Annotated in this window: 5 protein-coding genes; all 5 read left to right on the top strand. The window is 43.8% G+C overall.

The features are described 5' to 3' along the window. Positions 1–58: 58 nt before the first annotated feature. The 5 genes from arcA to RWX26_RS06710 all read left to right on the top strand — a co-directional run bounded on the left by arcA (position 59) and on the right by RWX26_RS06710 (position 6,545). Positions 59–1,288 (top strand): arginine deiminase, encoded by a 1,230-nt coding sequence (gene arcA / locus RWX26_RS06730; RefSeq protein ID WP_002912023.1) that lies wholly within the window; start codon positions 59–61, stop codon positions 1,286–1,288. A 50-nt stretch (positions 1,289–1,338) separates the two neighbouring features. Continuing rightward, positions 1,339–2,355, top strand: coding sequence for an ornithine carbamoyltransferase (argF, locus tag RWX26_RS06725; RefSeq protein WP_002896073.1), 1,017 nt, complete (start codon positions 1,339–1,341; stop codon positions 2,353–2,355). A gap of 166 nt (positions 2,356–2,521) precedes the next feature. After that, the gene (gene arcC / locus RWX26_RS06720) at positions 2,522–3,469 is read left to right on the top strand and encodes a carbamate kinase (protein ID WP_032908858.1); all 948 of its coding nucleotides are present in this window, start codon (positions 2,522–2,524) and stop codon (positions 3,467–3,469) included. A gap of 205 nt (positions 3,470–3,674) precedes the next feature. After that, positions 3,675–5,186 (top strand): YfcC family protein, encoded by a 1,512-nt coding sequence (locus RWX26_RS06715; RefSeq protein WP_227970237.1) that lies wholly within the window; start codon positions 3,675–3,677, stop codon positions 5,184–5,186. Between the two features lie 21 nt (positions 5,187–5,207). Beyond that, the gene (locus RWX26_RS06710; RefSeq protein WP_314580245.1) at positions 5,208–6,545 is read left to right on the top strand and encodes a dipeptidase; all 1,338 of its coding nucleotides are present in this window, start codon (positions 5,208–5,210) and stop codon (positions 6,543–6,545) included. The last annotated feature ends 92 nt before the right edge of the window (positions 6,546–6,637 follow it).

Here is a 6,637-nt window from a genome sequence, read left to right as displayed (position 1 = left end):
CATACGAGATCGCTCAGTGTCTCGTGGGCTCGGAGATGTGTATAAGAGACAGTAGTAGATGTCTACACATCCAATTCGTGTTTTCTCAGAAATTGGAAAACTGAAAAAAGTTATGTTGCACCGTCCTGGCAAGGAGTTAGAAAACTTGCAGCCGGACTATTTGGAACGTCTTCTCTTTGATGATATTCCTTTCTTGGAAGATGCACAAAAAGAACATGATAACTTTGCTCAAGCGCTTCGCAATGAAGGAGTTGAGGTGCTCTATCTTGAGCAGCTAGCTGCTGAGTCACTGACTTCTCCAGAAATCCGTGAGCAATTCATCGAAGAATATCTGGAAGAAGCCAATATTCGCGGCCGTGAAACCAAGAAAGCTATTCGCGAACTGCTTCGTGGTATCAAAGATAACCGAGAGTTGGTTGAAAAAACGATGGCAGGGGTTCAAAAAGTTGAATTGCCAGAAATTCCTGAAGAAGCAAAAGGCTTGACGGACTTGGTGGAATCTGATTATCCATTCGCTATTGATCCAATGCCAAACCTCTACTTCACACGTGACCCATTTGCTACAATTGGTAATGCTGTATCGCTCAACCACATGTATGCAGATACTCGTAATCGTGAAACTCTCTACGGTAAATACATCTTCAAATATCACCCAGTATACGGTGGAAATGTTGAACTTGTATATAACCGTGAAGAAGATACACGTATCGAAGGTGGGGATGAACTGGTTCTTTCAAAAGATGTGCTGGCGGTTGGTATTTCACAACGTACAGACGCAGCTTCTATCGAAAAACTCTTGGTCAATATCTTCAAGAAAAATGTTGGCTTCAAGAAAGTTTTGGCTTTTGAATTTGCCAACAACCGTAAGTTCATGCACTTGGATACTGTCTTCACTATGGTTGACTATGACAAGTTCACGATTCACCCAGAAATCGAAGGCGATCTTCGCGTTTACTCTGTGACTTATGTTGATGATAAACTTAAGATTGTTGAAGAAAAAGGTGATTTGGCAGAAATCTTGGCAGAAAACCTTGGTGTGGAAAAAGTTCACCTGATTCGCTGTGGCGGTGGCAATATTGTAGCTGCTGCGCGTGAGCAGTGGAACGACGGTTCTAACACCTTGACTATTGCACCTGGTGTGGTAGTGGTGTATGATCGTAATACAGTTACTAACAAGATTTTGGAAGAATACGGCTTGCGTTTGATCAAGATCCGCGGAAGTGAATTGGTTCGCGGTCGTGGTGGACCACGCTGTATGTCTATGCCGTTTGAACGTGAAGAAATTTAGAAATCCAGTATTTTACTGATACTCAAAGAAAAGAAAGAGGAAATAATAGAATGACACATTCAGTATTCCAAGGACGTAGCTTCTTAGCAGAAAAAGACTTTAGCCGTGCTGAGTTAGAATACCTTATTGGTCTTTCAGCTCACTTGAAAGATTTGAAAAAACGCAATATTCAACACCACTATCTTGCTGGCAAGAATATCGCTCTCTTGTTTGAAAAAACATCTACTCGTACTCGCGCAGCTTTTACAACAGCAGCTATTGACCTGGGAGCACATCCAGAATACCTTGGTGCTAACGATATCCAGCTTGGCAAGAAAGAATCTACAGAAGATACTGCTAAAGTTTTGGGCCGTATGTTTGACGGGATTGAATTCCGCGGCTTCAGCCAACGCATGGTAGAAGAATTGGCAGAATTCTCAGGTGTTCCAGTATGGAATGGTCTGACAGACGAATGGCATCCAACTCAAATGTTGGCTGACTACTTGACTGTTCAAGAAAACTTTGGCCGTCTGGAAGGCTTGACATTGGTATACTGTGGTGATGGACGTAACAACGTTGCCAACAGCTTGCTGGTAACAGGAGCTATCCTTGGCGTTAACGTTCACATCTTCTCACCAAAAGAACTCTTCCCAGAAAAAGAAATCGTTGAATTGGCAGAAGGTTTTGCTAAAGAAAGCGGCGCTCGAGTGCTGATTACAGAAGATGCTGATGAAGCAGTTAAAGGTGCTGATGTTCTTTACACAGACGTTTGGGTATCAATGGGTGAAGAAGACAAGTTTGCAGAACGCGTTGCCCTCCTCAAACCTTACCAAGTAAACATGGATTTGGTGAAGAAGGCTGATAACGAAAACTTGATTTTCTTGCACTGCTTGCCAGCATTCCACGATACAAATACTGTTTACGGTAAAGATGTTGCTGAAAAATTCGGCGTAGAGGAAATGGAAGTAACAGACGAAGTCTTCCGCAGTAAATATGCTCGTCATTTTGACCAAGCAGAAAACCGTATGCACACAATCAAAGCGGTTATGGCTGCAACTCTTGGAAACCTCTACATTCCAAAAGTATAATCTTATATAAGAAACCGTCTACCAACAGCTATGAGGGCTGCGACTAATAGCTTTAGTCCGGTCCTCTTTTATATGATAAGAAATGCTCATTTTCTTATTGAAAATTAAAAAATCTACTAAAATAAATTGGAAGCGCATTCATCAAAGCGCAATTAAGGAGAATTTAATGGGAAATCGTAAAATCGTTGTAGCCTTGGGAGGAAACGCCATCCTTTCATCTGACCCATCAGCGAAAGCACAGCAGGAAGCCTTGGTGGAAACTGCTAAACATTTGGTAAAATTGATAAAAAACGGGGATGATCTTATCATTACCCATGGAAATGGTCCGCAGGTAGGGAACTTGCTGCTGCAACAGTTGGCAGCAAACTCTGAGAAGAATCCTGCTTTCCCACTAGACTCTCTTGTGGCTATGACAGAAGGCAGTATCGGCTTCTGGTTGCAGAATGCTTTGCAAAATGCTCTCTTGGATGAAGGTATCGAAAAGAATGTTGCTTCTGTTGTGACGCAAGTAGTGGTGGATAAGAACGATCCAGCCTTTGTCAACCTCAGCAAGCCAATCGGACCTTTCTACTCAGAAGAAGAAGCCAAAGCAGAAGCTGAAAAGAGCGGAGCAACTTTCAAAGAAGATGCTGGCCGTGGTTGGCGTAAGGTTGTTGCTTCACCAAAACCAGTGGATATCAAGGAAATTGAAACGATCCGTACGCTTTTGAATCAAGGCCAAGTAGTGGTAGCTGCTGGCGGTGGTGGAATTCCTGTCGTCAAAGAAGACAATGGCCATCTTACTGGTATTGAAGCCGTTATTGATAAGGACTTTGCTTCTCAGCGCTTGGCAGAGTTGGTTGATGCAGACCTCTTCATCGTTTTGACTGGTGTGGACTATGTCTTTGTTAACTACAACAAACCAGACCAAGCAAAACTGGAACATGTGAATGTTGCTCAGTTGGAAGAATACATCAAGCAAGAACAATTTGCACCAGGCAGCATGCTTCCAAAAGTAGAAGCAGCTATCGCCTTTGTCAATGGCCGTCCAGAAGGTAAAGCAGTTATCACATCTCTGGAAAATCTGGGTGCTCTGATTGAGTCTGAGAGCGGTACGATTATTGAAAAAGGCTAGACATAGAACTGACTGCAAGACAACAGCAACTGAACTCTGTCGCTGCTGCAAGTCTTTTCCTGAAAATCTTTGATTATTTTCAAAAATACTGGTTTTTTCAATGTTAATATGGTAAAATAGAAGCAAAGTAAGCGTTTTCTTGTTTACTCATACAAGGAAATGTAGGTTCGTAACCTCGTTAAAAAATTTTTAGGAGGGAATACAAATGAGTGAAAAAACAAAAAAAGGGTTTAAGATGCCTTCATCTTACACCGTATTGTTGATAATCATTGCCATTATGGCAGTGCTGACTTGGATTATCCCAGCAGGGGCTTTTGTAAAAGGTGTTTATCAGCCTCAGCCACAAAATCCACAAGGGATTTGGGATGTCCTGATGGCACCGATTCGTGCAATGTTGGGTACGCATCCAGAGGAAGGATCCTTAATCAAGGAGACTACTGCTGCGATAGATGTTGCCTTCTTCATCCTCATGGTTGGTGGTTTCCTTGGTGTTGTCAATGAAACTGGCGCTTTGGATGTGGGAATTGCCTCTATCGTTAAGAAGTACAAGGGGCGCGAAAAGATGCTGATTGTTGTCTTGATGCCTCTCTTTGCCCTCGGTGGTACTACCTATGGTATGGGTGAGGAAACCATGGCCTTCTATCCGCTTTTGGTGCCGGTGATGATGGCGGTTGGTTTTGACAGTCTGACTGGGGTGGCCATTATCCTGCTTGGTTCGCAAATCGGATGTTTGGCTTCTACGCTAAATCCATTTGCAACTGTTATCGCTTCAGAGACTGCTGGTGTTGGAACTGGTGAAGGGATTGTCCTTCGTCTTATCTTCTTTTTTGTCATGACAGCTCTCAGTACTTGGTTTGTTTATCGCTATGCGGATAAGATTCAAAAGGATCCGACCAAGTCACTGGTTTACAGTACTCGCGAAGAAGATTTGAAACACTTCAACGTTGAAACTTCTTCATCTGTTGAGTCAACACTGAGCAAAAAGCAAAGACTTGTCTTAGTATTGTTCATTTTGACATTTGTCCTTATGGTATTGAGTTTCATTCCTTGGACAGATCTCGGTATTACTATCTTTAAGGATGTCAATACCTGGCTGACAGGTCTTCCAGTACTCGGTAAGATTATTGGTTCATCTACTTCTGCACTGGGTACTTGGTACTTCCCAGAAGGAGCGATGCTCTTTGCCTTCATGGGAATCTTGATTGGCGCTGTTTACGGTCTCAAGGAAGACAAGATTATCTCAGCATTTATGAACGGTGCAGCTGACCTGCTTAGCGTAGCCCTAATCGTAGCAATCGCTCGTGGTATCCAAGTTATCATGAATGACGGTATGATTACAGACACTATTCTCAACTGGGGTAAACAAGGACTCAGCGGTCTGTCATCACAAGTATTTATCGTCTTGACCTACATTTTCTACCTGCCAATGTCCTTCCTTATCCCATCATCATCTGGTTTGGCCAGTGCAACTATGGGAATCATGGCTCCGTTGGGAGAATTTGTCAATGTCAAGGCAAGCTTGATTATCACAGCTTATCAGTCTGCTTCAGGTGTGCTGAACCTGGTTGCTCCAACTTCTGGTATCGTTATGGGGGCTTTGGCACTCGGACGTATCAATATCGGCACTTGGTGGAAATTTATCGGTAAGCTGATTGTAGCTATCATTGCTATCAGTATTGGTCTCTTACTCCTAGGAACTTTCTTACCGTTTCTATAAGCTAGAAGCTGAGGTGATTCCATGAAAAATTTTATAACGGAAGAAGTTAAAGAAGATTTTCTTGAATCTTTGAAAACAATCGTTTCTTATCCTTCAGTACTGAATGAAGGTCAAAATGGAACACCTTTTGGACAAGCTATCCAAGATGTCCTAGAAAAAACTTTAGAAATCTGTCGGGGGCTAGGTTTTACAACCTACCTTGACCCTAAAGGTTATTACGGATATGCAGAAATCGGTCATGGAGCTCAGCTCCTGGCCGTTCTCTGTCATTTGGATGTTGTTCCATCAGGTGATGAGTCGGACTGGCAGACGCCGCCCTTTGAAGCCACTGTCAAGGATGGCTGGATTTTTGGTCGTGGGGTGCAGGACGACAAGGGACCTTCTATGGCTGCTCTTTATGCTGTAAAGGCATTGCTAGACAGCGGAGTGGAATTTAAAAAGCGGGTTCGCTTTATCTTTGGTACAGATGAGGAGACGCTTTGGCGCTGTATGGACAGGTATAACCAGCTAGAAGAGCAGGCTGTACTTGGCTTTGCACCAGACTCTTCTTTCCCTTTGACTTATGCTGAGAAAGGGCTTCTGCAGCTTAAGCTGGAAGGGCCAGGCTCTGACACTTTAGAGCTCGAAGCTGGTCAAGCTTTTAATGTCGTTCCTGCCAAGGCTTCCTATTCAGGCAGCCTACTGGAATCGGTCGTCACAGGGCTGGAAGATTTAGGCTATGAATATGAGCGAACGGCAGAAGAAGTAACGGTTATCGGCTTGCCCAAGCACGCTAAGGATGCCGCTCAAGGAGTCAATGCTATTATTCGCCTAGCCAAGGTCTTGCAGCCCCTGGATTCGCATCCAGCTCTTGCCTTTCTGGCTCAGGCGATTGGTGAAGATGCGACAGGCAGCCATCTCTTTGGTCCTGTTTCTGATGAACCGACAGGCTTTCTTTCCTTTAATGTTGCCGGTCTGACTTTAAGCTCTGACCGCTCTGAGATTCGGATTGACATGCGGATTCCAGTCTTGGCGGACAAGGAAAAGCTGGTTGAAAAGCTAGCAGAAATAGCCAGTCGGTACGAGCTGACCTATCAGGAATTTGACTACTTGGCTCCCCTCTACGTACCTTTGGATAGTGAGTTGGTCAGCACTCTGATGGCAATTTATCAGGAGAAAACAGGAGACAACAGTCCAGCTATGTCTTCGGGTGGAGCGACCTTTGCTCGTACGATGCCTAACTGTGTTGCCTTCGGCGCTCTCTTTCCGGGAGCTGATCAGACAGAGCATCAGGTCAATGAACGATTGCGCTTAGATGATCTGTATCGGGCCATGGATATTTACGCGGAAGCCATTTATCGTTTGGCTACAACACCTTAAATGCTGACTTTTTAAAACCCTCTTCAAATCTTATTTGTACTGCCTTGCTCTGTTCAAGTATGGCTTGCTGATTTGCTGATGATTTTCATTAA

The organism is uncultured Streptococcus sp. (assembly GCF_963536705.1).
GTDB lineage: Bacteria > Bacillota > Bacilli > Lactobacillales > Streptococcaceae > Streptococcus.
Note: the sequence above shows the minus strand (reverse complement) of the source record. Positions and strands in the feature narration are given on the sequence as shown.